This window comes from Streptomyces sp. NPDC008139 (assembly GCF_042957025.1).
In the GTDB taxonomy this organism is placed as follows: domain Bacteria; phylum Actinomycetota; class Actinomycetes; order Streptomycetales; family Streptomycetaceae; genus Actinacidiphila.
The window spans coordinates 390,558-416,646 of record NZ_JBIBHM010000006.1; the positions used below are offsets into that span (position 1 = coordinate 390,558).

22 protein-coding genes and 3 CRISPR repeat arrays are annotated in these 26,089 nt (G+C 73.1%); of the genes, 10 read left to right on the forward strand and 12 right to left on the reverse strand.

Annotated elements, in window-relative coordinates; translation table 11 throughout:
- Positions 1-141: 141 nt before the first annotated feature.
- Positions 142-1,275, reverse strand: a complete 1,134-nt coding sequence (locus tag ACFZBB_RS15270; RefSeq protein WP_391121932.1) for a peptidoglycan-binding protein — start codon at positions 1,273-1,275, stop codon at positions 142-144.
- A gap of 202 nt (positions 1,276-1,477) precedes the next feature.
- Between ACFZBB_RS15270 and ACFZBB_RS15275 the strand changes: the two genes are divergently transcribed.
- Complete coding sequence (locus ACFZBB_RS15275; RefSeq protein ID WP_391121935.1) at positions 1,478-4,315, forward strand: lamin tail domain-containing protein; 2,838 nt, start codon at positions 1,478-1,480, stop codon at positions 4,313-4,315.
- 428 nt (positions 4,316-4,743) lie between these two features.
- Here ACFZBB_RS15275 and ACFZBB_RS15280 read toward each other — a convergent pair whose 3' ends face one another.
- Entirely contained in the window at positions 4,744-5,409 is a 666-nt protein-coding gene (locus tag ACFZBB_RS15280) for a redoxin domain-containing protein (RefSeq protein WP_391121938.1), read from the reverse strand.
- Between the two features lie 122 nt (positions 5,410-5,531).
- On the opposite strand from ACFZBB_RS15280, the gene ACFZBB_RS15285 reads away from it, so the two are divergent.
- The gene (locus ACFZBB_RS15285; protein WP_391121941.1) at positions 5,532-6,167 is read left to right on the forward strand and encodes a TetR family transcriptional regulator; all 636 of its coding nucleotides are present in this window, start codon (positions 5,532-5,534) and stop codon (positions 6,165-6,167) included.
- A gap of 276 nt (positions 6,168-6,443) precedes the next feature.
- Positions 6,444-6,716: direct repeats of the CRISPR family, unit length 29 nt; unit sequence CTGCTCCCCGCGCAAGCGGGGATGACCCC.
- 89 nt (positions 6,717-6,805) lie between these two features.
- Here ACFZBB_RS15285 and ACFZBB_RS15290 read toward each other — a convergent pair.
- A complete protein-coding gene (locus tag ACFZBB_RS15290) occupies positions 6,806-7,474 on the reverse strand; it encodes an SUMF1/EgtB/PvdO family nonheme iron enzyme (protein ID WP_391122273.1) in 669 nt (222 codons plus the stop codon).
- Positions 7,475-8,351: 877 nt separating this feature from the next.
- Here ACFZBB_RS15290 and ACFZBB_RS15295 point away from each other — a divergent pair.
- Both ACFZBB_RS15295 and ACFZBB_RS15300 read left to right on the forward strand, forming a co-directional pair.
- Positions 8,352-8,792, forward strand: a complete 441-nt coding sequence (locus ACFZBB_RS15295) for a VOC family protein (RefSeq protein ID WP_391121944.1) — start codon at positions 8,352-8,354, stop codon at positions 8,790-8,792.
- A gap of 173 nt (positions 8,793-8,965) precedes the next feature.
- Positions 8,966-9,742 (forward strand): cytidylate kinase family protein, encoded by a 777-nt coding sequence (locus ACFZBB_RS15300; protein WP_391121947.1) that lies wholly within the window; start codon positions 8,966-8,968, stop codon positions 9,740-9,742.
- A 15-nt stretch (positions 9,743-9,757) separates the two neighbouring features.
- On the opposite strand, the gene ACFZBB_RS15305 is transcribed toward ACFZBB_RS15300, so the two are convergent.
- Positions 9,758-10,609, reverse strand: a complete 852-nt coding sequence (locus tag ACFZBB_RS15305; protein ID WP_391121950.1) for an NAD(P)H-binding protein — start codon at positions 10,607-10,609, stop codon at positions 9,758-9,760.
- A 105-nt stretch (positions 10,610-10,714) separates the two neighbouring features.
- Here ACFZBB_RS15305 and ACFZBB_RS15310 point away from each other — a divergent pair, with 105 nt between their 5' ends.
- A complete protein-coding gene (locus ACFZBB_RS15310; RefSeq protein ID WP_391121953.1) occupies positions 10,715-11,122 on the forward strand; it encodes a winged helix-turn-helix transcriptional regulator in 408 nt (135 codons plus the stop codon).
- Between the two features lie 172 nt (positions 11,123-11,294).
- Positions 11,295-11,749: a CRISPR direct-repeat array (repeat unit 29 nt; unit sequence CCGCCCCCCGCACGCGCGGGGATGACCCC).
- Positions 11,750-12,092: 343 nt separating this feature from the next.
- On the opposite strand, the gene ACFZBB_RS15315 is transcribed toward ACFZBB_RS15310, so the two are convergent.
- Positions 12,093-12,539: a DUF1772 domain-containing protein gene (locus ACFZBB_RS15315; RefSeq protein ID WP_355339867.1), complete on the reverse strand. Its 447-nt coding sequence runs from the start codon at positions 12,537-12,539 to the stop codon at positions 12,093-12,095.
- A 91-nt stretch (positions 12,540-12,630) separates the two neighbouring features.
- On the opposite strand from ACFZBB_RS15315, the gene ACFZBB_RS15320 reads away from it, so the two are divergent.
- Entirely contained in the window at positions 12,631-13,209 is a 579-nt protein-coding gene (locus tag ACFZBB_RS15320; protein ID WP_391121957.1) for a WHG domain-containing protein, read from the forward strand.
- Between the two features lie 33 nt (positions 13,210-13,242).
- Here ACFZBB_RS15320 and ACFZBB_RS15325 read toward each other — a convergent pair whose 3' ends face one another.
- The 3 genes from ACFZBB_RS15325 to ACFZBB_RS15335 are packed head-to-tail and all read right to left on the reverse strand — an operon-like array spanning position 13,243 to position 14,521.
- A complete protein-coding gene (locus tag ACFZBB_RS15325) occupies positions 13,243-13,464 on the reverse strand; it encodes a DUF397 domain-containing protein (protein ID WP_391121960.1) in 222 nt (73 codons plus the stop codon).
- A 20-nt stretch (positions 13,465-13,484) separates the two neighbouring features.
- Positions 13,485-13,706 carry a DUF397 domain-containing protein gene (locus tag ACFZBB_RS15330; protein WP_391121963.1) on the reverse strand — a complete coding sequence of 74 codons (222 nt, stop codon included), beginning with the start codon at positions 13,704-13,706 and terminating at the stop codon, positions 13,485-13,487.
- Positions 13,707-13,708: 2 nt separating this feature from the next.
- Positions 13,709-14,521: a Scr1 family TA system antitoxin-like transcriptional regulator gene (locus ACFZBB_RS15335; protein ID WP_391121966.1), complete on the reverse strand. Its 813-nt coding sequence runs from the start codon at positions 14,519-14,521 to the stop codon at positions 13,709-13,711.
- 229 nt (positions 14,522-14,750) lie between these two features.
- Between ACFZBB_RS15335 and ACFZBB_RS15340 the strand changes: the two genes are divergently transcribed.
- From ACFZBB_RS15340 to ACFZBB_RS15350, 3 genes are all read left to right on the forward strand, one after another.
- Positions 14,751-15,257: an ATP-binding protein gene (locus ACFZBB_RS15340; protein WP_391121969.1), complete on the forward strand. Its 507-nt coding sequence runs from the start codon at positions 14,751-14,753 to the stop codon at positions 15,255-15,257.
- Positions 15,258-15,865: 608 nt separating this feature from the next.
- Positions 15,866-16,366 (forward strand): GNAT family N-acetyltransferase, encoded by a 501-nt coding sequence (locus tag ACFZBB_RS15345; protein ID WP_391121972.1) that lies wholly within the window; start codon positions 15,866-15,868, stop codon positions 16,364-16,366.
- A gap of 313 nt (positions 16,367-16,679) precedes the next feature.
- A CRISPR array of direct repeats spans positions 16,680-17,382; the repeat unit is 29 nt; unit sequence CTGCCCCCCGCGCACGCGGGGATGACCCC.
- Positions 17,383-17,470: 88 nt separating this feature from the next.
- On the forward strand, positions 17,471-17,560 hold the full coding sequence (locus tag ACFZBB_RS15350) for a hypothetical protein (RefSeq protein ID WP_391122276.1): 90 nt from the start codon (positions 17,471-17,473) through the stop codon (positions 17,558-17,560).
- Positions 17,561-17,646: 86 nt separating this feature from the next.
- On the opposite strand, the gene ACFZBB_RS15355 is transcribed toward ACFZBB_RS15350, so the two are convergent.
- Positions 17,647-18,459 carry a maleylpyruvate isomerase family mycothiol-dependent enzyme gene (locus ACFZBB_RS15355; protein WP_391121975.1) on the reverse strand — a complete coding sequence of 271 codons (813 nt, stop codon included), beginning with the start codon at positions 18,457-18,459 and terminating at the stop codon, positions 17,647-17,649.
- Positions 18,460-18,470: 11 nt separating this feature from the next.
- Between ACFZBB_RS15355 and ACFZBB_RS15360 the strand changes: the two genes are divergently transcribed.
- Positions 18,471-18,872, forward strand: a complete 402-nt coding sequence (locus ACFZBB_RS15360) for a 1-acyl-sn-glycerol-3-phosphate acyltransferase (RefSeq protein WP_391121978.1) — start codon at positions 18,471-18,473, stop codon at positions 18,870-18,872.
- Between the two features lie 3 nt (positions 18,873-18,875).
- Here the strand turns inward: ACFZBB_RS15360 and ACFZBB_RS15365 are convergent, their stop codons facing one another.
- The 3 genes from ACFZBB_RS15365 to ACFZBB_RS15375 form a co-directional block, all read right to left on the reverse strand.
- Positions 18,876-20,087, reverse strand: a complete 1,212-nt coding sequence (locus tag ACFZBB_RS15365; protein ID WP_391121981.1) for an LPXTG cell wall anchor domain-containing protein — start codon at positions 20,085-20,087, stop codon at positions 18,876-18,878.
- Between the two features lie 290 nt (positions 20,088-20,377).
- Positions 20,378-21,733, reverse strand: coding sequence for a M1 family aminopeptidase (locus tag ACFZBB_RS15370; RefSeq protein ID WP_391121984.1), 1,356 nt, complete (start codon positions 21,731-21,733; stop codon positions 20,378-20,380).
- Between the two features lie 133 nt (positions 21,734-21,866).
- A complete protein-coding gene (locus ACFZBB_RS15375; RefSeq protein ID WP_391121987.1) occupies positions 21,867-25,970 on the reverse strand; it encodes a Pls/PosA family non-ribosomal peptide synthetase in 4,104 nt (1,367 codons plus the stop codon).
- Positions 25,971-26,089: the final 119 nt, after the last annotated feature.

The window sequence follows — 26,089 nt, forward strand, 5'->3', positions numbered from 1 at the left end:
GCGCGACCAGCCCCCCCCGGCCCGGTGGTCCGAAGACAACCGAACTGCCCCGCCTGGACCGGCGGTGACCTGCGGGAGCATCGTGGTTTGCCGCGCAGTTCCCCGCGCCCCTAACGGAGCACAGGCCCCGCGAATCCTGCGCTAGCAGAACGCCTCGCGGACGGACCCGCCGACCGCGGCACACCACGTGCTCAGGTCGACCTTGCCGTTGGGGCGCAGGCCGTGCAGCCGCTGGAGGTCCTGGACGGCCTTCTGGGTGGCGTGGTCGAAGGTGCCGTTGACCGTGACACCGGCGAAGCCCTTGAGGGCCAGGATCGACTGGAGGCCGCTCACCGGCAGCCCGGTGGCGTGCTTGTCGAGTACGGGCGCCAGCGCTTCCCACGTGGCGGTGTCGAAAGTGGCGTCGGGCGTGACCGGAATGCCGTGCGTGGTCTGGAAGTCGGCGACCACGGCGTTCATGTCGGTGCCGAAGACGCCGTTGGGCGTCAGCGCGGTGTACCCGGCGTTGTTGAGCAGGTACTGCGCGACCCCGACGACCTGGCTGTCCACGAACCGCCAGATGTCCGGCCAGCGGCGGGCGGGGATGTCCCGCCGGGGCGTGCGCATCCGGGTCAGGACGCGCGAGCGGATCGTCGGGAACTGCGCGTAGAAGGCGGCGCCGGGACACTCGGTGCCGAGCCGGAAGTCCCAGTGTCCGAAGATGTCCCAGGCGTGCAGGTCGAACTGCCGGCACACCGCGACGCACAGCTCCACCAGGGAGTCGAGCAGCGCGGGCGGCGGCGTCTCCGTGATGTACGTGCCCTCGTTCTCGATGCCGATCGCGTTGCCGTTCTCACCGGGGCAGTGCGCGGCCGTGACCTGGTGTTCCCCGGTGACCAGCGTCTCCAGGCTGCGGTGCCTGCCCTCCATGACGTAGCCGCCGCGGCTGACGGTGAAGTGCTGGCCGGTGTCGGCCCAGCCGTTGGTGTCCATGTGCAGGTCCTGGCAGTCCTTGGCGAGCTGGACCGCGTGGGCGCGCGAGTAGTCCGTGACGTTGGGGAACGCCATGTGGTGCAGGATGATCTTGTTCGTGGTGTTGCCGGTGATCTGGATCGGGCTGGACGGCGGCCGGGCGCCCCACGTGTCGCAGTCGATGATCCACGGGAATTGCGGCGACGGCGCGGCAACGGCCGCTCCGGGCAAGGCCAGTTCGGTACCGACGACGGCGGCGACCGCTCCGCCCAGGCCGACTCTGAACAACGTGCGACGGTCGACCTCGTGCTCGTGTATGGCCAATGCATGCTCCCCGAGGAACGTGGCAGTCACTGTTAACTGCCGTGCACCCGGAGACTATTGAGCCTTCTGATGTCTGACCAGAATTGTTTCAAGATCGTGATGGTCGGCGCGGAACCGAAGGCTCACCTGGCGTTCGCCCGCGGTTCGCCCGCCATTCGCCGGGCTGCCGGAGGCTTCGCGGGACCCCTGCTCATTTCCCGCCGTGCCGACCGAAGAGGGACCCTCAGTCTTGCAAACCTTGCATAAGAGATGGCGTGCGTCAATCACTCTGGGCGTCGCGTTCCTGACCGCGATTCCCTTTTTCCTCACGTCCTCGCCCGCCGCCTCGGCGGTTTCGCCTGCCGTTTCTTCGGCGGCCGACGCGGCGCCTTCCGCCGTGAAAATCAATGAGGTCGAGTCCAATGGCGGAACGCCGGGCGACTGGGTCGAGTTGGTCAATTCGGGTGCGATTGCTGTGGATGTGTCGGGTTGGCTCGTCAAGGACAATGACGACTCGCATGTGTTCACGATTGCGGCCGGTACGTCGATCGCGCCCGGCGGATTTCTCGCGCTCGACGTCGACCCCGTCTTCGGGCTGGGAAGCGCGGATTCCGCGCGGCTTTTCCTGCCCGACGGCGTGACCTTGGTGGACGCGTACTCCTGGACCGCCCACGCGGCGACCACGTACGGCCGTTGCCCCGACGGCACCGGCGCTTTCGTCACCACGACCGCGTCCACCAAGGGCGCCGCGAACGACTGCGGAGCGCCCTCGTCGGCCGTGAAAATCAATGAGGTCGAGTCCAATGGCGGAACGCCGGGCGACTGGGTCGAGTTGACCAACACAAGTCCCGTGTCCGTGGACATATCGGGCTGGCTCGTCAAGGACAACGACGACTCCCACGTCTTCACGGTCCCCGCCGGTACGTCGGTCGCGCCGGGCGGTTTCCTCGCGCTCGACGTCGAGTCGGCCTTCGGTCTCGGCGGCGCCGACTCCGCCCGCCTCTTCCTGCCCGACGGCACGACGCTGATCGACGCGTACTCCTGGACCGCCCACGCGGCGACCACGTACGGGCGTTGCCCCGACGGCACGGGCGACTTCGCGACGACGGCCGCCTCCACGAAGGGCGCGGCCAACGCGTGCGCCGGTCAGGTCGCGGCCTCCCCGTGGCCGGGCGGCTCCTCGGTGACCACGGTCGACGACGCGAACGTCTTCGGTACGAACCTGAGCGGTCTCGCGTACGAGGGCTCCGGCGGGCCGACTCCCGGTGTGCTGTGGGCGGTCAAGAACGGCCCCTCCACGCTGTACCGGCTGGAGTGGGACGGCGCCAAGTGGGCGCCGGACACCGCCGACGGGTGGAGCGCGGGCAAGGCGCTGCGCTACCCGGACGGGACCGGTGACCCCGACGCCGAGGGGGTCGCCCTGACGGGCGCGGGTCCTTCCGGCGGCGTCTTCGTCTCGACCGAGCGCGACAACGCGGTCAGCGGCGTGAGCCGTCCCGAGGTGCTGCGCTTCGACCCGCCCGGCACGGGGTCCGGCGCGCTGCGCGCCACCCGCGAGTGGAATCTGACCGCGGACCTGCCGCCGGTCGGCGCCAACAGCGGTCTTGAGGGCATCACTTGGGTCCCCGACAGCTACCTGACCTCGCACGGCTTCCGCGACCAGCACACGGGCGCCGCGTACGCCCCGGCCGCCTACCCCGACCACGGTGACGGCCTCTTCTTCGTCGGCCTCGAAGGCAACGGCAGCGTCTACGCGTACGCCCTCGACCAGTCCGGCAGCGGCTTCACCCGCGTCGCCGCCTTCGCCAGCGGCTTCCCGAGCGTCATGGAGCTCCAGTTCGACGCCGAGGCCGACCGGCTGTGGGTCGTGTGCGACGACACCTGCAACGGCCGTACGGCGACCTTCGCCGTGGGCGCCGGCGGTGACTTCGCCGCCGCCGACCACTACGAGCGCCCGGCCGCGATGCCCAACCTCAACAACGAAGGCTTCGCCTTCGCCCCGCGCTCCGAGTGCGTCGACGGCCGCAAGCCGGTCTTCTGGTCCGACGACAGCGACGACGACGGGCACGCGTTGCGCGGCGGCACGATCGCCTGCGCGGCGGGCGGTGCCTTCCTGCCCCTGGACGGCTTCTCCGACGTGGCCCTCGGCGGCACCACCGCCGGCCGTGTCGTCGCCACCGGCGGCCGTACGGTCCTGGTCTCCGACGCCCGCGACCCCGCGGGCGTGCTGGTGTACGTCGGCCCCGGATCCGCCCCCGCCCAGGTCCAGTTGACCGGCGGCGCGGCCACGCTCTCCCTCGGGTGCGGCTCCTACGAGATCACCGGCTCCGGCCGCACGACCACCGTGCGTACGGTCGACGGCGAGCCCGCCGTCCTCGCCCCGGTCGCCGCGACCGTCGCCCGCGGCGCCTCCCTCACCTACACCGAGACCCCCACCGGCCTCACCGGCATCCGCCACACCGGCTCCGTCACCTTCGGCCCCTGCACCGGCATCGACATCCAGAACGTCATCCTCGGCACCACCGGCAACGACCGCCTCACCGGCACCCCCGGCAACGACCTCATCCTCGGCCGAGGCGGCAACGACACCGTCGACGGCGGCGGCGGAAGCGACTGCGTCCTCACCGGCGCGGGCAACGACCGCATCTCGCTGCCAGGCACTGGCCCTTCGTACACCGACGCGGGCGGCGGCAACAACGTCGTCTCGGCGGGCGACGGTGCGAATGTGGTCCTCGCGGGCAGCGGCAACGACCAGATCACGACGGGTGGGGGCGACGACCGTATCGACGCGGGCGGCGGCAACAACGTCGTCTCGGCGGGCGACGGTGCGAATGTGGTCCTCGCGGGCAGCGGCAACGACCGCATCACCACCGGCAACGGCGACGACCGCGTCGACGCGGGCGCCGGCAACAACGTCGTCTCCACGGGCGACGGTTCCGACACCATCCGCTCCACCACCGGCAACGACACCCTCGACTGCGGCCCCGGCCTCGACGCCGCCCACCCCGGCACCGGCAACAACACCAACGTCGGCGGCCGTTGCGAGACCTTCCTGTCCTGACCCCCACCAAGAGAGGCCGGGCCCCCGCCCGGCCTCTCCCGTCCCCCCACACACGGCGCCACCCCGCCTTACCCTGTACCCGGCCCCGGCACGCACTCCCCCCGCGTGGCGGTTCGCCCCATTTGCCCGATCCTTGGCAGTTGGTTCAATCCGCCTCCACCCGCTGCCAAACGTGCACGTCAGCGAGAATGCCCCCCGCGCGTGCGGGGATGGCCCCGGGACCGGCTTCACCACCGACCGGTTCAAGCGCTGCCCCCCGCGCGTGCGGGGATGGCCCCTGGCCCGTCACCTGCTCGGGCGTCAACGTCCGCTGCCCCCCGCGCGTGTGGGGATGGCCCCGGGGGCTACTTGGCGCTGTGCCCCGCGCATGGCGGCCCCCCGCGCGTGCGGGGATGACGTGTTTGCTCAGGGCGCGGCTCCGCCGAGGGCTATTCGAGGGCCGCGACGGCGGCAAGGATCTCGGCGGGTTCCGACCGCGTCGTGTAATCGGGGTGGACGTCGATCCAGCGGATGGAGCCGTCGGCGCCGACGAGGACGGTCGTGGCGAGCGGGAGAGCGGCGGACCCGTCGGCGTTGACGTCGGTGAGGCGGACGCCGAGGGACGCCTGGGCGTCCTGCGCGCTGTCGGCGAGGGTGAAGACGATGCCGAGCCGCGCGGCGATCCGGTTCCCCGGGTCCGACAGTACGGCGTACGACAGGCCGAGCTTCTCGGTCATCGTCAGCGAGCCGTCCGGCTTCTGCGGGCTGAGCGCGATCAGGGCGACGCCCCGCGCTCGGAGTTGGTCGACCAGGGCCTCCTGGTAGGTGCGCAAGGTCAGGTTGCAGTACGGGCACCAGGCGCCGCGGTAGAAGACGACGACGGCCGGGCGCCCCGCCCGTACGGCCGAAAGGCTCGTCGGCCGACCGGTCGCGTCCAGAAGGTCGCCGTCGGGCATGGCGGTGCCCGGACCGGCGACGCCGTCCGGGACACCGGCCGCCATCAGCCGCCGCCTCTCGTTCTCGAAGGCGGTTCCGACCTCGGCGGGCAGCCGCCCGGCGGCCTGCGCCTGGACCTCGGCGGCCCGGTCGGCGACCGGGGTTGCGATGTCGTTCATGAGAGCGCCCCTTGCGTGCTGCGATTCGTGCTGCGATGGGCCCAGTGATTTCTGGGTCGCAGATTCCACTCTCGCGTCCAAAAAATGGGTTCTCAAGTCCAAAACGGTGTTAGCGTGGCGTCATGGCTACCGATACGCGCCCGACGGCCAAGCTGACGCCCAAGGGGCTGCGGACCCGGGCCCGTATCGTCGACGCCGCCGCCGAACTCGTTCACGAACGCGGCGTCGCGGGCACCACCCTCGAAGACGTCAAGGCCGCGGCCCAGGTCAGCGGCTCGCAGCTCTACCACTACTTCGCCGACAAGGAAGCGCTCGTGCAGGCGGTGATCGACCGCCAGGCCGACGCCATCGTCACTACCACCGAGCAGGCGGGGCTCGACACGGTCGAGGGGCTGCGCGCCTGGCGCGACCTCGTCGTCGCCGAGGCCGGACGCCTCGACGGCCGGGGCGGCTGCCCGCTCGGGTCCCTCGGCGGTCAGCTCGCCGAGAGCGACGCGCGGGCCCGCGCTCGGGTCTCGGTCGGGTTCGGCCGCTGGTCCACCGTCATCGGCCAAGGGCTGGCCGCCCTGCACGCGGCCGGGCGCCTCCGGCCCGGCATCGATCCGGACGACCTGGCCGTCACCCTCCTCTGCGCCTTGCAGGGCGCACTCCTGCTCGCCCAGATCCAGCGGGACAGCCTTCCGCTGGAGACCGCACTCGACACCGTCCTCGCCCTGAGCCTCAGCCCCGGCGTCACCTTCGGCCAGCGCGCCGGATGACGTCCGACGGAACTTCGGGCGCCCCCGCCCACTCGGTGCGGCGGAACGAACTGCGGCTCACCGCACGCTGATTGTTTGGACCCAGCCCCCGTGAGTCGCCCGGACCCACGTCTTGGCGCTCGGTCCAGCCTTGTCCCCTGCGGCCGCCTGCCGCGGCCATATCCTGTGCTCGGGGCCGTGCGGCCCGCCTTCAGGAGCCGCTTGCCCTATTTGCCCGATCCTCGACAGTTGGTTCAATCGGCCCCTGCCCCCTGGTAACCCCGCACGTCAGCGAGCCTGCTCCCCGCGCAAGCGGGGATGACCCCGCGACGCTGATCTGGTGGATCAGAACATTGCCCTGCTCCCCGCGCAAGCGGGGATGACCCCTCAACCCAGCCCGTGCCAGCTACGCGGGCCACCTGCTCCCCGCGCAAGCGGGGATGACCCCCTGCACGGCGCGATCATCGACGAGCTGCACGACTGCTCCCCGCGCAAGCGGGGATGACCCCTCTTCCCGTCTGGCTATAACGCCGTTATAGGTCTGCTCCCCGCGCGTGCGGGGATAACCCCGGCCCGCAGGCGGTGCGTTGCGGGAACAGCGATGTGTGTCCGGACGTGGGCGACCGTGGAGGTCGAAAGTCCTGCGGCCCTTACGGCCCTTACGGCCGGGGCGGCGACGGCGGCACCGTAGAACGAGCGACGCGGAACCCCACGTCGTCGATCCCGAACGTCGGATGGCTGCGGCGCCGTACGGACGCGCGGCAGCTCCAGTGCTCGTCGGCCCAGCCGCCGCCGCGCAGCACCCGGTAGGTCCCGTACACCTCGGCGTCGTAGACGTCCCAGCACCAGTTCCACACGTTGCCCAACATGTCGTACAGGCCGAACGCGTTGGGCTCCTTGCCGCCGACGGGGTGCGCACGCCCGTCCGAGTTCCCCTGGTGCCAGGCGACGGCGTCGAGCTGCCCGTACCTCGGCCCCGTCGTCCCCGCCCGGCAGGCGTACTCCCACTCGGCCTCGGTCGGCAGCCGGTAACCGTCCGCCGCCGCGTCCCACTCCGCCCGCTCGGCCTCACGGTCCAACGCGTACGCGGGCGTCAGCCCTTCCCGCCGCGACAGGGCGTCGCAGAACTCCGCCGCGTCCCACCACGAAACCCCCTCCACCGGCAGCCGCCTGCCCTCCACACTGCTCGGCCTCCGGCCGGTGACCTCCGCGTACGCCTCCTGCGTCACCGGCACCGCCGCCATCTCGAACGCCGCGACCTCGACCTGCCAGCTCTTCTGCGTCCGCCGGTCCGACACCGTCACCCGTCCCGCCGGGACCCCCACCATGTCCTCCACAGCCGGCCACCCTACCGACCACCCCAAGGCAGCGCTGGCGCGCGCGGCACGTGCTCACGGTCACCCGTCGGCGTGGCAGCCGAGCCCTCCGCCGAGCCCGTGCCGGGTGCCGGTGCCGGGTGCCGGGTGCCGGTCATACGCGACTCGGCGCCGCGGGCCGCCTGCGCCACCGCCCTCGCGGGCACCCCCGAATACGCCCCCACGGCCCGCCGCCCCGCCCACACGCTTCCCCGGGCGGCACCGTCCCCCACCAGGCGGCCACGTGCCCCATTCGCCCGCCCCCGTCCCCTGGCCGAATCCACCCCCACCCGCTGACAATCCCCCAGGTCAGCCACTCCGCTCCCCGCGCACGCGGGGTTGACCCCAGGCCGTCCGGGCTGCGCGCCCACGACCCGCGCCGCCCGAGCGCACGCGGGATGCCCCCTCCCCTCGGAGCCGACCGGACGCCCTGCTGGCCGCCCCCCGGCACGCGGGGATGACCCGCGATGGTGATGCTCTCCGGCGGCGGGAGCAACCCGCCCCCCCGCGCACGCGGGGATGACCCCGGGCCGCCCCGGGCTGCGCGCCGACGACCCGCGCTGCCCACGCGCACGCGGGAATGACCCCTACGCGTCCGGCATGTTCCCCCACGCGGACCTCCGCCCCCGCGCACGCGGAGATGACCCGCCCGACCTGCGCAGGCTGCCCAGCGGCTGCGCCGCCCCCCGCGCACGCGGGGATGACCCCTGCGTGCGCGGGCGTCCTGGACCGGGTCCGCGCCCCGCCGCGTAATGCGGGGAAGACCCCGCTCCGGGGAAGGCGAGGTATCCGGGGCTGTCCCTCGTCCGCGTCAGCCGCGATTGTCTGAGGTGGGCATTACGGTCCTGTTATGGCAGCCAGAATCGATCTGACCCTTGATTGCGCGGACGCGAAACTCCTCGCCGCGTTCTGGAAGACGGCCCTGGGGTATGTGGACGAGCCGCCGCCCGCTCCCTTCACGAGCCGTGAGGAGTGGCTCGCGCAGTTCGACCTTCCGGAGGACGACTCCGCGGACGACGGCGCGTGGCTCTGCGATCCCGACGGCGTCGGCCCCCGGCTCTGCATCCTCAAGGTCCCCGAGCCGAAGACCGCCAAGAACCGGCTCCACATCGACGTCCGGGTGCCGGGACACGGCAGCCCCGACGAGCGGTGGGCACGGATCGAGGCGGAGTCCGAGCGGCTGGTGAAGGCGGGCGGGGTCGTCCTGGAGGAGTTCGAGGGGCACCATGTGGTGATGGCCGACCCCGAGGGCAATGAGTTCTGCGTTGCCGCGGCCTCGGCTGGAGGCTGACCGGGAACGGCATCAGGCCGCCCCTCCGCGTGTGGGGGGACGACGCCCGGGAAGTCACCCGAATGCGGGTGACAAGGCCCGTGCTCCCCGCAGGTGCGCCGGGCATTCCCGGCCGCCCGGGCCGGGCACGTACGCCGCGCTGCCGACCCGACGCGGCGGCACCGTAACGTGCAATGACCGCAAGCACGTGGGGAGGGGCGGCGATGGAGCGAGGCACCCGTGGGGAGCTCATCGATCGGCTGGCGGAGGCGGTCGGGGCGGTCGGGGCGGTCACGGCTGGGGCGGTCACGGCCGGGGCGGTCACGGCCGGGCACCCGGTGCGGGTCGCGGTCGACGGGCCGCCGGCCGCGGGGAAGACGACGCTGGCCGACGAACTCGCCGTCGTGCTGCGGGCGCAGGGCCGCGAGGTCATCCGGGCGACGGTGGACGACTTCCTCGTCCCGCGCGCACAGCGCTACCGGCGCGGCCGGTACACCGCCGAAGGCTGCTACTTCGACGCCCATGACCGCGCCGCGCTGTGCCGGTTCCTGCTCGACCCGCTGGGACCTGGCGGAGACCGGAGGTTCCGAACGACGGCCTACGACGCGGAGACCGACACCGCGCTGTCGCCACCGGCTGCGACCGCTCCGGCGGACGCCGTACTCCTCTTCGACGGCGTCTTCCTCCTCCGCCCCGAACTCCTCGACCGGTGGGACCTGCGCGTCCTCGTGTCCGTCCCCTTCGAGCAGACGGTGGACCGGGCCCGGAGCCGAGACGCGGCGCTGACGGCCGCCGCCCGGAGCCGAGACGCGGCGCTGACGGCCGCCGCCGAGATCGAACGGTCCTGGCACGACCGCTACCTCCCCGCCCAACGGCTCTACGCCGCCACGGCCCACCCCGCCGACCACGCCGACATCATCATCTACAACACCCCGCTCCTGAGCCCGACTTGGGAGGTCCGGCCGGGCTGACCGGGACTCGGCGCCTCAGCGGAAGGCGGCGATGTTACGGGTGACCCAGTCACGGAAGGGGCGCGGGGCGCGGCCGAGGACGCGTTGGACGTCCGGGCTGATGGCCAACTCGGCTGGATGCGGGGCGGAGAGGATGTCGAGGGTGTCGTCGGCGAGTTCGGCCGGTACGAAGCGGGTCATCGCCAACCGGGCCTCGTCGCGGGTGAGTTCGTGGAACCGTACGGGCGAGTCGAGCGCGGCGGCGATGGCCGCGGCCTGCTGACGTGGGGTGATGACCTCGGGCCCGGTCAGTTCGTACACCCCGCCGCTGTGCCGGTCGTCCAGGAGGCAGGCCGCCGCGACCTCGGCGATGTCGGCCGGGTCGACGACCGGAACCCCCACGTCGCCGAAGGGCGCGGCGACCGTCCTCTCCGTACGTACGGACTCCGCCCAGGCCAGCGCGTTGGACGCGAAGCCGCCCGGTCGTACGATCGCCCAGTCCAGGCCGGAGCCCCGCAACGCGTCCTCCACCGCGCGCATCGCGACCCGCGACGGGTCGAGCGGCCTGGTCGACACGCCCTGCGAGGACAGCAGGACGACCCGGCGTACGCCGTGGGCCGCGGCGAGGCCGATGAGGTCGGCGGGCCTGGCTTCGGGGGCGTGCAAGTCGCCGGACAGGAGCAGGAACAGCGCCTTCGCTCCGTCCAACGCCGCTGCGAGGCTCGCCGGTTCGGTCAGGTCGGCCGACAAGTGGCTTACGCCGTCCGGAAGTTGCGCCGCTTCGGTCGGGGGTCGCCGCGACACCGCCGTCACCTGCTCGCCCGCCTCGGCCAGTGCCTGCGTCAAAGGTCGTCCCACATTTCCGGTCGCACCGGTCACCACGATCATGTTCGGCTCCTCGTTCCTGCTGCGTTATCCGTTGTGGCTACGGGGATTGACGCTAGGAGCCGGGCTTACTTTCCGTAAGGACATACCCCAAGGTAAGCTCCGGGCATGGAGGAAGGCGTGCAGCTGAAGCCGGTCGCGACGGACCATCGCTATGAGGTGTTTCACACCGACTGCCCCGCGCGCGACATGGTCGACCACGTGACCAGCCGGTGGGGCATCTGGGTGCTGATCTCCTTGCGGACCAACGACCTCCGGTTCTACGAGCTGCGCGACAGCATCCGGGGCATCAGCGAGAAGATGCTGGCGCAGACCTTGCGCGCCCTGGTCCAGGACGGCTTGATCTGGCGTGCGGTCGAGCCGACGACTCCTCCCCAAGTCACCTACGGCCTCACCGACTTCGGCCGCGACATCGGCGAGCCCCTCACCGACCTCTTCGACCGCATCACCCGGCGCCTCCCGCCGCCCTCGCCCGTCCCCGAAGGCGGTTCCACCCCGTCCTGGTCCCCTCGCTGACCGCCGACTCCTCTGCGAGCAGCCCCCCACGACGCCCTACGGCTCCCCCGGGTGGCCCTACCCTGTGCTGAGGCGGTACGCCCGCCCCCCGGTCCCGGTGCCCCATTTGCCCGATCCCCTCCACCTCATAAATTCCGCCCCCACCCGCCGACAAACCCCCAGCTCACCAACCCCGCCCCCCGCACGCGCGGGGATGACCCCTTCGAGAGCATGGGCATCACGAGCAAGAAAGCCCGCCCCCCGCACGCGCGGGGATGACCCCCTGGGCGTGGTGTACGCCGCCGGTGACGTCCTCCGCCCCCCGCACGCGCGGGGATGACCCCTACCCGATGCCCTGGCTGACCCGGGAGGAGATCCGCCCCCCCGCACGCGCGGGGATGACCCCTCGGTGAAGTGGCGGACGAAGTCCACCACCCGCCGCCCCCCGCACGCGCGGGGATGACCCCTCGGCCATCGTGAAACCGAGCGTGCGCGGGGCCCGCCCCCCGCACGCGCGGGGATGACCCCCTCCTCAGCGCCGAGGGCTGGGTCCGCACCGCCCGCCCCCTGCGCTCGCGGGGATGCCCCCCGCGCCTGCCGCTCGTCGTGGCTGCCGAGGTACCGCCCCGCGCGTGCGGGGATGCCCGCCCGTACGGAAAATGGGCGGCCGACGAGGCCCGCTCCCCGCGCACGCGGGGATGATCCACCGGCAGGACCCAGCGCCGCAGCCTGCTTGCCCCGCCGTGTGTGCGGGGAGGTCCCCAAGGGTCTGTCGTACGCCAAAGGCGGCATCCGCTGCTCCCCGCGCACGCGGGGATGGCCCCCCTCCTCGGCGCGAACGGCCGACGCACCGGCCACTGGTCGCCGTGCCCCGCGCGTGCGGGGAAGGGCGGTTGAGGGCGGTGCTCCACGGCTCCCCGCGTCCCGTGCCCCGCGCGTGCGGGGAAGGGCGGGATTCGGCGCGCGCCCGCGCGGCGGCGGGGCGGCCCGGTCAGAGGAGGGCGGCGGCCAGGAAGGCGAAGGCGGCGATGATGACGGCGACGCGGACGTAGTGAAAGCGGTCCCAGCGATTCATCTGCTGCTTCCAGTCGGCGGGCCGATTCTCGGGGGTCCAGGTCTTGCTCTGGTTGTTGATGGGGACGAGCAGCAGGATCGACATGATCACGCTGACGATCAGCAGCGCGGCACCGGTGATGACGAGGCCGACACCGTCGTGGTGCCGTCCGGCGACGGCCCAGACGGCGGCGAGGACGAGCGAGCCGATGTACCAGAACGGCATCACGGCGCCGAGCATGCGACCCCCGTGGGCGCGGGCGAGCTGGCCGCTGTCGTCGGGGAGCGCGTTGAAGATCGGGTTCATGACGAAGGCGACGGAGAACTCCACCCCCACCATCACGCCGACGACCACGGTGGTGATGACCTCAAGTGCGTTGAGCATGGTGACCCTCCCAGGGATCTAGCGTTGCTAGCTGTTGGTGCAACGCTAGACCTTCTACCGCTCGATTGTCTAGCGGTGCTAGAATCGAGTCATGTCGGTACAGGAACGCAAGGAGCGGGAACGGGCGGGCCGCGAACGCCTCATCGTGGCGACGGCCCGCGAACTCGCCGAGCAACAGGGCTGGGACGCGGTCACCACGCGCCGCCTCGCCGAGCGCATCGAGTACAGCCAGCCCGTCCTCTACAGCCACTTCCGAGGGAAGCGCGAGATCATCGGCGCCGTCGCCCTCCAGGGCGCCGCCGAGATGGCCGTCGCGATACGGGCCGCGACCTCCGCCGTGGACGACCCGCGCGCCCGGGTCACCACCCTCGCCCGCACCTACCTGGACTTCGCCGAACGCAACCCGGCGGTCTACGACGCCATGTTCAACCTCGACGGCGGCCTCGCCTTCGCGCACGAGGACACGCCGGAGCCCCTGAAGGACGCGTTCGCCGCTCTGCTGGAGACCCTCGGCGAGGTGGCCGGGGACGGCGTCCACCCGGGGCTGTTCACCGAGCTGTTCTGGGCGTCCCTGCACGGACTCGCCACCCTGACCCGCGCCGGGCGGCTCCCGCCGGGGGACACCGAACGCAGGACGGAACTGCTGGTCGACCGCCTCGCCGTCCTCTGACGCACCGCCCCGGCCCCGCGCCGGGGCGGACCGCTAGACGGTGTGGAGTTGGCCGGACTTCACGGCGTCGATGAAGGCGGACCAGGAGGTGGTGGGGAAGGTGAGGGCGGGGCCGTGGGGGTCTTTGGAGTCGCGTACGGGGACGGTGCCGGGGAAGTTGTCGGCGACCTCAATGCAACTGTCCGGCTCCGCCCCACCGCTGTAGGACGACTTGCGCCACGCGGCGCCGCTCAGGTTCGGTCCGGTGCTTGGCATGATCACTGGTCCTCGGACGTTCAGACGGCGGGGAGTTGGCCGGACTTCAGGGCGTCGATGAAGGCGGACCAGGAGGTGGCGGGGAAGGTGAGGGCGGGGCCGTGGGGGTCTTTGGAGTCGCGTACGGGGACGGTGCCGGGGAAGTTGTCGGCGACCTCGACGCAACTGTCCGGGTCCGCCCCGCCGCTGTAGGACGACTTGCGCCACTCGGCGGCGTTCAGGTTCAGTGCGGTGCTCTGCATGACTAGTGGTCCTCCAGCGCGGATCGCAGTAGGTCGAGGGACTCAGTGGGCGACAGTGCGGAGTCCCGGAGACGATCGTAGGACAAGCGAAAGTGCTCCACCTCCTCCGTTTCCTCGACGAGGTGGCCGCTCCAACTGCTCTCGAAATAGGCGACCGTTCGCCCGCTGGGGAGCCACAGCAGTTGCAGCGAACTGCTGAGGAGGTTGTGCATCCCGACGCCGAACGGCACCACTTGCAGGGTGATGTTCGGCTGGTCGGCGGCTTCCGCCAGGCGCTCCAACTGCTCGCTCCAGACGCTCGCGTCACGGGCTGGTCGACGGAGGACCGACTCGTCCAGCAAACCTCGGTAGTTCAGCGGTTTCGCGCTGGTGAGCCGGTCCTGCCGGGCGATACGGTCACTGACCCGTTTCGCCAGCAGCTCCTCGCTCTCCGGGCCGTGCGTCCGCAACAGCCCCTCGGCGTAACCCGGTGTCTGCAAAAGCCCTGGGACGGTGCTGACGGCGAACTCCTGGATGCTCGTCGCCTCGGCCTCCAAGTCCTTGAAGCCCTGGTAACGGCTCTGCCCCGCCTCACGCTTGGCGGCACGCCACAACTTGCTGAGGAGTTCGCCGGTTCCGTACAGCCGGTCGAGCGCGTCGATGGCGTCGAGGGAGCCGAGCCGGACGCCCTTCTCCAGCCGTTGGAGATACGACGGGTCGTACTTGGAACGATCGGCGAGTTCGGCCAGCGTCCAACCGGCGCGCTCCCGCTGTCTGGTGAGTTCGGCCGCGAGCATCGCGCGTGGGCTGAGTTCGTCCTCGGCTCCGTCGATCATCCGAGCGCCCGTTCCTTTCGCCTTGCCTCCGCCGTGGGCAACGAGCCTGTGGCCAGGGCCGATTGGCGCCCCCGCCTGCGGGTTTCGCGGCGGCGGCCACGTACCCGGGCCCGTACCCCTTGCTGTTCGCGGGGTCAACGGCGGACCCCTGGCGATCGTATGGCTCCCGCCTCACGCTTGTGTACGGAAAGTGAGAATTCGATCACGCACGGAGAGACGGTAAGGCGCTATGTCGGGAGTTGCCGTAGAGGCGAAGGGCGGTGGCGCGCCGCCGCCCCCGCAGCCGTACACCGATCCACAAGAGCTGTGGCCCCCAACGGCGTTGGGAGTACGGCGCGCCCGTCACTCGCTGATGCGAACCCTTGCCGCGTGGCGGGCCGAACGCGACGTGGCCGAGGCCGCCTGCCTCGTCCTCGCCGAACTCGCCGCCAACGCGCAGCGCCACGGGCACGTTCCCGGCAAGCAGTTCGGCGTCAGCGCCCATCGGCTCGCCGACGGCCTGCTCCTCGAAGTCCACGACGCCGCCGGCGGTTCCTTACCCGTCCTCCTCGACGCCCCCACCCCTGATCTTGCCGCCGAACGCGGGCGCGGGCTCCTCCTCGTAGACGCCGTCACCCACGGCCGCTGGGGTGTCGCCCCGCGCGTCGGCGCCCCCGGCAAGGTCGTCTGGGCCCTCGTCCCTGCCCCTGCCCCTGCGCCGTGGGGCGACTCTGCGGTGCCTGGCCCCGCCCACTGAGTCCCCGCCGCACCCTCGGCCTATCCTGTACGTAGGCGCCTTCGGCCTCGTCGCGTCGCCGTTCGCCGCCCCTGCCTGACCCTCGGCACCTGGCTCAACCCGGGCTCTGCGCCTGGCAACTCGGGACGTCAGCAAGCCGCTCCCCGCGCACGCGGGGATGACCCCAGGTCCGGGGCCACGCCGGAGTTGCGCGCGTCCTGCTCCCCGCACACGCGGGGATGACCCCTCCACCCTGAACGGAAAGCCGTACACCCCTGCCTGCTCCCCGTACGCGCGGGGATGGTCCCGGGCGCCTCGACCCGCCGCTCACTCTGGTGAGCTGTTCCCCCGCGCCTGTGGGGATGACCCCGGGGTGGTCGTCCACCACACCGTTACCCAGGGCTGGTCCCCGCGCCTGCGGGGATGACCGCTCGTCGGGACTCACCGACGCTGGACGGGACATGGAGCCTCCCGTTTCTCCGACCGGGCGGGGCGCGGGCGAACGGCGGGAGCTGCGGTCGCGGAGGGAGCGGGGGCACGTCGGAAGGCTCGACTGCGTGTGCCGAGGTCGCTGACGTTCGATACGGGGTGGGTGCGGACGAAAGGGCGCCCCGTGTGATGCTGGCGGCATGAGTGATCAACCTGAGGTCGCCGTCGTCCGGTGGCCGGACCAGGCACCTTCGGCCGGTGACGGGCTGGCCGGGCTGCTGGCGGCCTACCACCTGCGGACCGAGGCCGAGAAGGGGGAGCCGGTCGCGGGGGTGGACGGGCTGCCGGATCGGTACCGGGCCGAGATCACCGACCCTCGGAGCGCGTTCGCCGACGATGTCGTGCTGGTGGCGCTCGTGGGGGACGCCGCCGTGGGCTGCGTAGTGCTGACGCGTCCCGACCACGGGCACTCCGAGGTCAAGAGGCTCTGGACCGAAGCCGAGTTCCGTGGCCGGGGCGTCGCGTCCGCCCTGCTCGGCGCGGCGTTCGCGCAGGCGGCGGAGAACGGCGCGGATACGGTCCGGCTCTCGGTGTGGAAGTGGCGGACCGGGGCCATCGCGCTGTACGAACGGCTCGGCTTCACCGTCACCGACTCGTGGGACGAGCGGGAGCAACTGGTCTGCATGCGGCGCGCCTTGTGAGCGGTCGCCGTCACCCGCTGACGGCCGCGCCATCGCGCATCGCGCATCGCGCGGCGACGGCACGGCGCGTCGTGACCCCGCGTCAGCCGGGACGGCGGCTGCCGAGGCGCGCGTCGCCCAGGGCCCCCGGCCCGCTCCATGAACCTCATGACGACCTCAGCCGCTCCCGCCCATGCAGTAGGGGCGGGTCACTCGCCTCAGCTCTACGCTGTACGCGGACCGTCTCCACGCGCGCCGGTTCGCCGCATTTGCCCGATCCCCGCCACCTGATGAAATCCGCCCCCACCCGCCGACAAACCCCCACGTCACCAAGCCTGCCCCCCGCGCACGCGGGGATGACCCCGCCAGCAGCGGCCGTGTTTCGTCGGCTGTCCCCTGCCCCCCGCGCACGCGGGGATGACCCCCAGCCTGCGATCACCGGACCGTCCGGGACCAACTGCCCCCCGCGCACGCGGGGATGACCCCCTCATCGCCGCCCTCGGCTTCGGCGGCGTCGCCTGCCCCCCGCGCACGCGGGGATGACCCCTTCAATTACCGCCCCTGGCAGATCTGGCGGTGCTGCCCCCCGCGCACGCGGGGATGACCCCTTCAATTACCGCCCCTGGCAGATCTGGCGGTGCTGCCCCCCGCGCACGCGGGGATGACCCCCCGGCCATGGTTCGCGAGCATCCGGACCGTGGCTGCCCCCCGCGCACGCGGGGATGACCCCCCCGCCTCGCAACCAACCCATCGCAAGGAGAACTGCCCCCCCGCGCACGCGGGGATGACCCCAGGGCGCCGACGGGCGCGGCGCGGGTCTGCTTCTGCCCCCCCGCGCACGCGGGGATGACCCCTTCGTCGGGACGACATCGCCGCCCGCGACTCCCTGCCCCCCGCGCACGCGGGGATGACCCCCGGCTTCCAGTGGATCGGGACCGGGCTTCTCCCTGCCCCCCGCGCACGCGGGGATGACCCCAGTTCATCCGCGGCCTGGGCGGCGCCCAGTTGCTGCCCCCCGCGCACACGGGGATGACCGCGCCAGATCCTCACCCTCGTCGGCCTCGGCCGCGCCAAGCCGAGATCGCCGCCGGGCTCTTCATCAGCGGCGCGACCGTCAAGACGTACATCTCCCGCCTGCTCGGGAAGCTGGACGCCCGCGACCGGGTCCAGCTGGTCATCATCGCGTACGAGTCGGGCCTCGTCGGCGCGGCCTGAGCGCTACCTGAGCACGGAGTCGGCGCCCCGGCTCAAAGGCCACGGCCCAAAGACTCCGGCGCAAGGCCCCGCCTGAGGGCCCCGGCTCAGGGCGCCGTGAACAGCGTCGGGAAGCGCGGCGCGAGCCAGGGCCTGCGGCCCCAGGCCAGGATCGCGCCGCGCGCGAGCGCGCTCGTGGTGGTGCGGCGGCCGAGGGCGATGAGGAGGAAGGTGACGGGCTCGGTGACGATCGTGCAGTCGGGGCGGCGGGGCGGGGCGTCGGTCACGGCGAGGGCCCCGTCGGTGAAGGTGGCGGTGAAGCGGGGGCCGCCGCGCAGGCGGAGGTCGTAGCAGGCGGTGTGCCCGGCGGCGGTGCGGGGTTCGACGACGCGGGGCATGGCCGTCATGAGGAACGGGACGGTGAGCAGGGCCCGTTGGGGGCTGACCATGTGGGGGCGGCGGAGGGCGACGGCGATGTCGTAGCCGTGTCCGAGCATGTGGGCGAGCAGATACGCGCCGAGGTGGCCGAGGTCCATGGGGCCCATCGGGGTGGCCAGTTGGGCGCCCGGCTCCATGGACGGCGCCGTGTCCGTGAACGCCCGCGCGTGCCGGACGATCCCGGCCGCCAGGATCGCCGGGTCGCGCTCCGTAAAGGCTTCCAGGGACGCGGTGTTGGCAGCGGCCAGGCCGCCCGGTGTCCCGTCGCCGTACGACCGCTCGCGCCCGGCGGCGAGGTCCGCCATCAGGGCGTTGGCCAGCATCAGATGCGCCGCCGCCTCCCCAACTGTCCACTGCGCGCCGGGAATCGGCACGGCCATGTCCGAGGGCGACCGCAGCAGCGCCGCGATCCGCTCGGCGACGGCCGGGACGGCCACGGACAGCGGCGAGTCCGCGCTGATCAGGGGGCTGGGTACCGTCATGGTGCAGAAGAGTGACCGAGCCCGCCGCTTCTGTCCAGGGTGCGCGTCGCGCGACGGGCGGCCGAACGCCGGGCGCGGTCGCGTACACCGGGCGCGGTCACGTACGCCGGGCCCGGTCGCGTACACCGGGCCCGGTCACGTACAGCCGTACGACCACCGGTCGCCGTACGGGAACGCCGCCCGCCACCCTGCTCGCCAAGCGCGAGGTGGGCCGGTGGCCGGTGGTCGGAACGCTCGTCCAGCGGGCCGGAACCCGCTTCATCGACCGCGAGAACGCACGCCGACTGCCTTACACCGTCAGGGAGTTGGCGGAGTTGCTGCGCTCGGGGGAGTCGGTGGTCGTCTTCCCCGAGGGCACCACCGCCGCTCCCTGGCGGCCCTGGCCCACGCGGCCGGGATGTCCGCGCGCGTGACCGTCAGCGGCGGCTGCCGCGGCGGCGGGTCGCGGCGGTGACGACCGCGCCGCCCGCCAGGAGGAGGGCGGCGGCGCCGACGGCCATCGTCGAGGAGTCGTCGCCGCCGGTCTTGGCGAGCTGGGCGGCGGTGTCGGGGCCCGCCCCCGAAGCGGTCGCCGTCGGGGTCGCGGAAGGGGTGCCGGACGGAGCGCCGGACGGGGTCGAAGAGGCGGTGGCGGACGGGGTGGAGGACGGGGTGGCGGACGGGGTCGAAGTGGCCGGGGACTTGACGGTGATCGAGATCTGCCGGTTGCAGAAGGCGTTGCCGGAAAGGGGGTTGGCACCCGCGTCGACCAGGACGCAGTCGCTCACCGTGGTCTTGGTGCCGCCCGCGTTCCTGTCGTAGGCCAGCCGCACCTCGGTGACCGTGTCGGTGTGCGCGCCGACCGAGGAGTCCTTGCCGCCCAGGGCGAAGACGGCGTAGCCGTCGGTGGTCTCCGGCGTCAGCTTGACCCAGCCGCCGGAGCGGCGGACCTCGACGGTGGCGAAGGTGTTGGTGACCAGGACGTGGGAGAGGTTCTTGTAGTCCGACGCGGTGGCGTTGGACAGTTCGGCGCCGAAGGTGGCCGGGGCGCCGCCCGCGGTCATGGAGGCGGGCACGCCCCTCAGCGCGGAGGTCGGGGCGCCCACCTCGATGGTGTGGTCATCCTTGACGGCGGCGGCGCCCCCGGCCGGACGCGACACCGTGGTACGCACCTTCAGGGCGTCGGTGCCGCCGTTGCTGTCGCCGTGGTGGGCCGTGCCCATGGGCAGGCCGATGCGCAGGTGGACGCTGCGCGAGGCGCCGGGCGCGAGCGTGAAGGTCCCGGGCAGGGTGCCGGAGAAGACGGCGTCGGCGTAGTGCAGCGGCACCGGTCGCCAACTGCCGCCCTCGGCGCGGTACTCCAGGCTCGCCGCGTTGGACGGCAGGCCCAGGCCGCCGTCGAGGAGGAAACGCATCGCCAGCTCGCCGGTGGCGTCGGCGCCGGTGTTGGTGACCGTGTCGGTGTACTCCACCGGCTGTCCCGCCAGGCCGATCTCCGTCGGAGCGGGGGCGGACAGCGAGAGGCTGAGCGGGCGCGGCGCGTTGTCGGCGAGCGCCGCCGGTGCGAGGCCGAAGCCCGCGACGGACAGCAGCAGGGCGATCCCCCCGGCCGCCGCGGACGACCTGATCTTGTGTGCGGTGCGGTTCAACGTATCCCCCCAGGATGCGTGGCCCGCGCGGCTCTCGGCCGCGCCGGGTGACAGGGGCGCTTTCGTGCTCCCCGCCTGACATGACCGTAATGCGGGGTGGAGGGTTGTCCGGCGGTGACACGCTGTTCCCCGCCTGTGACAGGGACGCGACGGCTCCGTATCCCCGCCCGCGACGGCTCCCCGCCCGCGCCCCCGCCCGCGCCCGCGCCGGCGCCCGCGCCGGCTGCCGGCCCGCGCCCGTATCCCGCGCCCGTATCCCGGCCCGCGCCCGGCCCTCCGGCGGACACGCCCTAGAGCCGGGGCAGCGGCGTGCGGTGGACCCAGGCCGTGAAGAGCGGGTCGAGCGAGTCGGCGCTGTAGCGCGCCGCGTGCGCGGCGAGGTCGGCCGTGACCACCGTCGAGTGGCGGTTTATGGTCGTCCACGCCTTGAGCATCCGGAAGAACGCGCCCTCGCCGAGGGCCAGTCGCAGGGCGTGGACGGTGAGGCCGCCGCGCTGGTAGAGGCGGTCGTCGAACATCAGACGGCGTCCCGGGTCGCCCAGGCGCAGGTCCTGCGGGAGCCGGGAGAGGCGGTCGTGGGCGGTGGCGGCGTGCGCGGCGGCGAGCGGGCCGCCGGTGTGCTCCGACCACAGCCACTCGGCGTATTTGGCGAAGCCCTCATTGAGCCAGATGTGCCGCCAGTCGCCGATGGACAGGCTGTTGCCGAACCACTGGTGGGCCAGTTCGTGGGCGACCAGCCGTTCCGAATGCCGCCTGCCCCCCAGGTGGTTGGTGCCGAAGGTGGCCATGCCCTGCGCCTCCACCGGCACGTCCAGCTCCTCGTCGGCGACGACCACCGCGTACTCGCCGAACGGATACGGACCGAAGACGTCCTCGAAGAAGTCCATCATGCGGGTCTGCCGCTCGAAGTCGACCGCGAATTGGCCGCGCAGCCCCGCCGGTACGTAACCGGTCTGCGGTACCGGGCGGCGCGGTGCGAACAGTGAGGCGCCGCCGGTGAGTTGGACCGTCTCGTAGCGGCCGATCGACACCGTCACCAGATAGCTGGACGTGGGCGCCGCCTGCTCGTACACCCACGTGGTGCTGCTGGCCTTGGTGGTCCTGGACAGCAGCCGCCCGCCGACGACCACGGTGTACGCGGACGGCGCGGTGACCGCGATCTGGTACGACGCCTTGTCCGCGGGCCGGTCGTTGCACGGGTACCAGGACGGCGCGCCGACCGGCTGGCTCGCGACCAGCGCGCCGTCGGTCAGCTCCTCCCAGCCCAGGCCGCCCCACTGGCTGTTGATGGGCTGCGGGTTGCCGGTGTAGGTCACCTCGACGGTGAAGGCCGCGCCCGCCTCGACCGGCTTCGCGGGCCGTACGCGCAGCCGTCCCGCCCGGTGCGTGTAGTGCGCGGGCCGACCGTCGACCACGACCCGCTGGAGCCTGAAGTCGGCCAGGTCCAGGGCGAATTCACGCAACGGCGCGCCGCCCGCGACCGCGCTGAGCCGCGCCGTGCCGCGCAGCCGGTTGGACGCGGGCCGGTAGTCCAGGGCCAGTTCGTACCGGTGGACGCCGTAACGGCTGTCGCCGTGCACGGGGAAGTACGGGTCCGCCGCCCCCGGCCCGGCTGCTCGCTTCTGGCTCAACGGTTCCTCGCTCATCGTTCCCACCGGGCCGCACCCCCGTACGGCCTGGTCGTTCCCCCGGACGGGCCGGGCACACGTGCCGGCGCGCCAGCACGTGGCGTGCGGGCCGACGGACCGCGTCCGCCTCCGGCCGGCCGCGGACGACCTCTCACGCCTCGCCCCGCCGCGCGGGCGGCTCCTCCTCGAACCACACCTCGGCCGGATTCCCCAGCCAGCGGCTGTCCGCGGGGATGGACTCGGCGCGCATCACCAGGGACGCGGGCCCCAGGGTGCTGCGGGCGCCGATCTCGCTGCCGGGCAGCACGATGCCACCGGGGCCGAGGGTCGCGCCCGTGCGGAGCACCACCGTATCCATGCGCATGATCCGGTCGTGGAAGAGGTGGGTCTGGAGGACGCAGCCGCGGTTGACGCTGACGCCGTCCTCCAGGGTCACGAGGTCGGCCTCGGGCAGCCAGTAGCTCTCGCACCACACGCCCCGGCCGATGTGCGCGCCGAGCCCGCGCAGCCACAGGCTCATCACCGCGGTGCCGGGCACCGCGCCGACCAGCCACGGCACGGCCAGCACCTCCACGAAGGTGTCGGCCAGCTCGTTGCGCCACACGAAACCGCTCCACAGCGGGCGCTCGACCGCCCGGAAGCGGCCCACGAGCAGCCACTTCGCTGCGATCGACACCAGGGCGGCGGCGCCGCCCGCGGCCAGCAGCACCGGCCCCGACAGCAGCGCGACCGCCAGGACGCCCGCGTCCCGGGCCAGCCGGGCCAGCACGGACAGGACGAGTATGGCCAGCGCGGCGGAGGCCAGCACCGGCACCAGGCGGCAGACCTCGACCAGCCCGCGCGCCCACACCAGCCGTACCGGCGGCGCGTACGTCAGGCTCTGGTCGGCGTCGTCGGCCGTGCGCGGCAGCCGTACCGGCGGCATGCCCAGGTACGAGCGGCCCTCCTTGGCCTTCTTCGGCGTCGCCGACAGCACCCCGACCAGGCCGCGGTCCGGGACGGCGCGCCCCGGCGCGGTCATCCCCGAATTGCCGAGGAACGCGCGCTCGCCGATCTCGGCCGCGCCGATCCGCAGCCAGCCGCCGCCGAGCTGGTACGGGGCGACGAGGACGTCGTCGGCGAGGAACGCGCCGTCGCCGACGGTGGTGAGGCTCGGCATCGCCAGCACCGTGGAGACCTCGGCGCCGCTGCCGACCTTCATGCCGAGCGCCCGCAGCCACACGGGCGTGATCAGGCCCGCGTACAGCGGGAAGAGCTTGTCGCGGGCGGCGTCCATGAGCTGGATGACCGTCCAGGACTGCCAGCCGACGCGGCTGTGCAGCGGGTGCCAGCCGGGCCGCAGGCCCAGGCTCAGCAGCCGTACGGCGGCGATCAGCAGGGCCGCGTACACCAGCGCGAAGGCGAGGGTGGCGGGGACGAGCGCGATGAGCGCGCCCTTCGCGGCGGCGCCGAGACCGCTGTGGGCGGGCACCAGGCAGGCCGCGACGGCCAGCGCCGCGAGCCCGGCGATCAGCGGCAGCAGCGTCACGCCGACGCCGCTCGCGCCGTACGCCGCCGCCCAGCGGGCCCGGCGCGCGGGCCGCTGTTTGGGCCAGCGCCGCTCGGCCTTGCCGACCTTGACGGCGGGCGCGCCCGCCCAGCTCTGCCCGGTCGGCACCTGCCCGGTGACGCTGGACCCGGCCGTGATCTGCGCGCGCTTGCCGATCCTGGCGCCCGGCAGGAGTGTGCTGCGGGTGCCGACGACGGCGCCGGAGCCGACCTTCACCGGGCCGACCTCAAGCCGGTCGCCGTCCAGCCAGTAACCGGCGAGGTCCACTTCGGCCTCGACCGCGCAGCCCCGGCCGAGCTTGAGCATGCCGGTGACCGGCGGCAGCGAGTGCAGGTCCACGTCCGGGCCGATCCGCGCGCCGAGCGCCCGGCCGTACCGGATCAGCCAGGCCCCGGACAGCGAGGTCGCGCCGGTCGCCTCGGCCAGCCGCTCGGCCGCCCACAGCCGCAGGTGGACGCCGCCGCCGCGCGGATAGCTGCCGGGGGTCAGCCCGCGCAGCAGCAGCCGGGCACCGGCCGCGGCCAGCGCGAGGCGGCCGGGCGGGCTGAAGAGCAGGACGGCCCCGGCGGCGACCAGCCACCAGGACGCGGTGGGCGCCCACGGGTAGTGGCCGGTCCAGGCCAGCGTGTTGCCCAGCGCCAGCAGCCCGGTCGTCCAGCGCAGCCCGGTCAGCGCGAACAGCGGCAGCAGCGCGAGCAGTTGGACGGCCTTGGCGCGGCCGGGCACCGGCGCGATCTCGCGGGCCGGGCGGTCGTCCCGTACGGAACGGTCCAGCATCCTGGCCAGCTTGCGCACGGTCGGCGCCTGGTAGATGTCGACGACGGCCACCGAGGGGAAGCGGGTCCGCAGCAGCGTCGTGAGCTGGGCCGCGGCCAGACTGCCGCCGCCGATCGCGAAGAAGTCGTCGCGCGCCTCGACCACCGGCACGCCGAGGACTTCGGTCCACTGCTCGGCTACCCACGCCTCGGTGCCGCGCAGCGGCTCGGCGGCCTCCTCGCCGGGCGCGGGGCCCGCCGACTCCGGCAGCGGCCAGGGCAGCGCGGCCCTGTCCACCTTCCCCGAGGTGCGGGTCGGCAGGCCGGGGACGGTCGCCAGCAGCGGTACGAGGGCGGCGGGCAGCTTCGTGGACAGCTGCGCGACGGCCGCGGCCCGGTCCCAGCCCTCGCCCGCCACCACGTAGCCGACCAGCAGCTGATTGCCGCGCCTGGTCGTGCGTACGGCGGCGGCTGCCCCCGCCACGCCCGGCAGTGCCTGGAGCGCCGCGTCCACCTCGCCCAGCTCGATCCGGCGCCCGCCGAGCTTGACCTGCTCGTCGGCGCGGCCCAGGAACAGCAGGCCCTCGGGCTCGGCGCGCACGAGGTCGCCGCTGCGGTACGCGCGCGCCCAGCCCATCGACTCCAGCGGCGCGTACTTCTCCGCGTCCTTCTCGGCGTCGAGATACCGGGCCAGGCCGACGCCGCCGATGATGAGCTGGCCGCTGCCGCCCATCGGCACCGGCTCGCCCGCCTCGTCCACCACGGCCAGCTCCCAGCCGTCCAGCGGCAGCCCGATCCGTACCGGGCCCTCGCCGGTCAGCAGCGCCGCGCAGGCGACGACGGTGGCCTCGGTCGGGCCGTAGGTGTTCCAGACCTCGCGCCCCTCGGTGACCAGCCGCTCGACCAGCTCCGGCGGGCACGCCTCGCCGCCGAAGATCAGCAGCCGCACCTCGTTCAGCGCCTCGGCGGGCCACAGCGCGGCCAGCGTCGGCACCGTCGAGACCACCGTGATCTCCTGCTCGGCCAGCCACGGCCCGAGGTCGCTGCCGCCGCGCACCTGCGAGCGGGGGACCGGGACCAGGCAGGCGCCGTTGCGCCAGGCCAGCCACATCTCCTCGCACGAGGCGTCGAAGGCCACCGACAGGCTCGCCATCACGCGGTCGCCGGGACCGATCGGCTCGTCCTGGAGGAACAGCGTGGCCTCGGCGTCCACGAACGCCGCCGCGTTGCGGTGCGTGACCGCGACGCCCTTGGGACGGCCGGTCGAGCCCGAGGTGAAGATGATCCACGCGTCGTCGTCGGGGGAGGGGCGGCGCGGGGCTTTCGACGGGGGCGTGTCATTCGGCGCGTGACGGGTGCCGGTCACGGTGGTGGCGTGAGGGGTGCCGGTGCGGGTGGTGGCGTGAGGGGAGCTGGTCACGGTGGTGGCGTGAGGGGGGCCGGAGAGGGCGGTGGCGTGAGGGGTGCCATTCGGCGCGTGAGGTGCGCCGGTCAGGGTGAGGGCGCGGTCCGCGCCCAGTACGGCGGCCACCCGCGCCTCGCCGAAGACCAACTCGGCCCGCTCGTCCGGGTCCTCGGCGTCCACCGGTACGTAGGCGGCGCCCGCCGCGAGCACGGCCAGGATGCTGACGTACAGGTCGTTGCTGCCCGAGGGCACCCGCACGCCGACCCGGTCGCCCGGCCCGATCCCGGCCGCCGCGAGCCCGCGCCGCAGCGTGTCGACCTCGGCGGCCAGCGCGCGGTACGTCAGCGCGGTGCGGCCGTCGTCCAGCGCGGGCTCCTGCGGGTGCGCGAGGACGGTCGCGTCGAGCACGTCCAGCAGGGTCCGCGCTCCGGCGGCCGTCCCTCCCGCGAAGTGGGCGTGCGGAACGCTCGGCCGTTCGGCCGCGTCCAGCACTCCCAGCAGCAGGTCCACATCCCGCAGCGGGTCGCTCTCCACGCTCAGATCCATGCGCTCCTCGTCCCTCGTCCCCCGTCCGGGGGCCCGGCACCCTGCTCATGGCGTACAAAGCAAGACAAGCCGACCAATCTTACGGGCGGCCTTTCCGCGCCGCCTCCCGAGCGACCCCG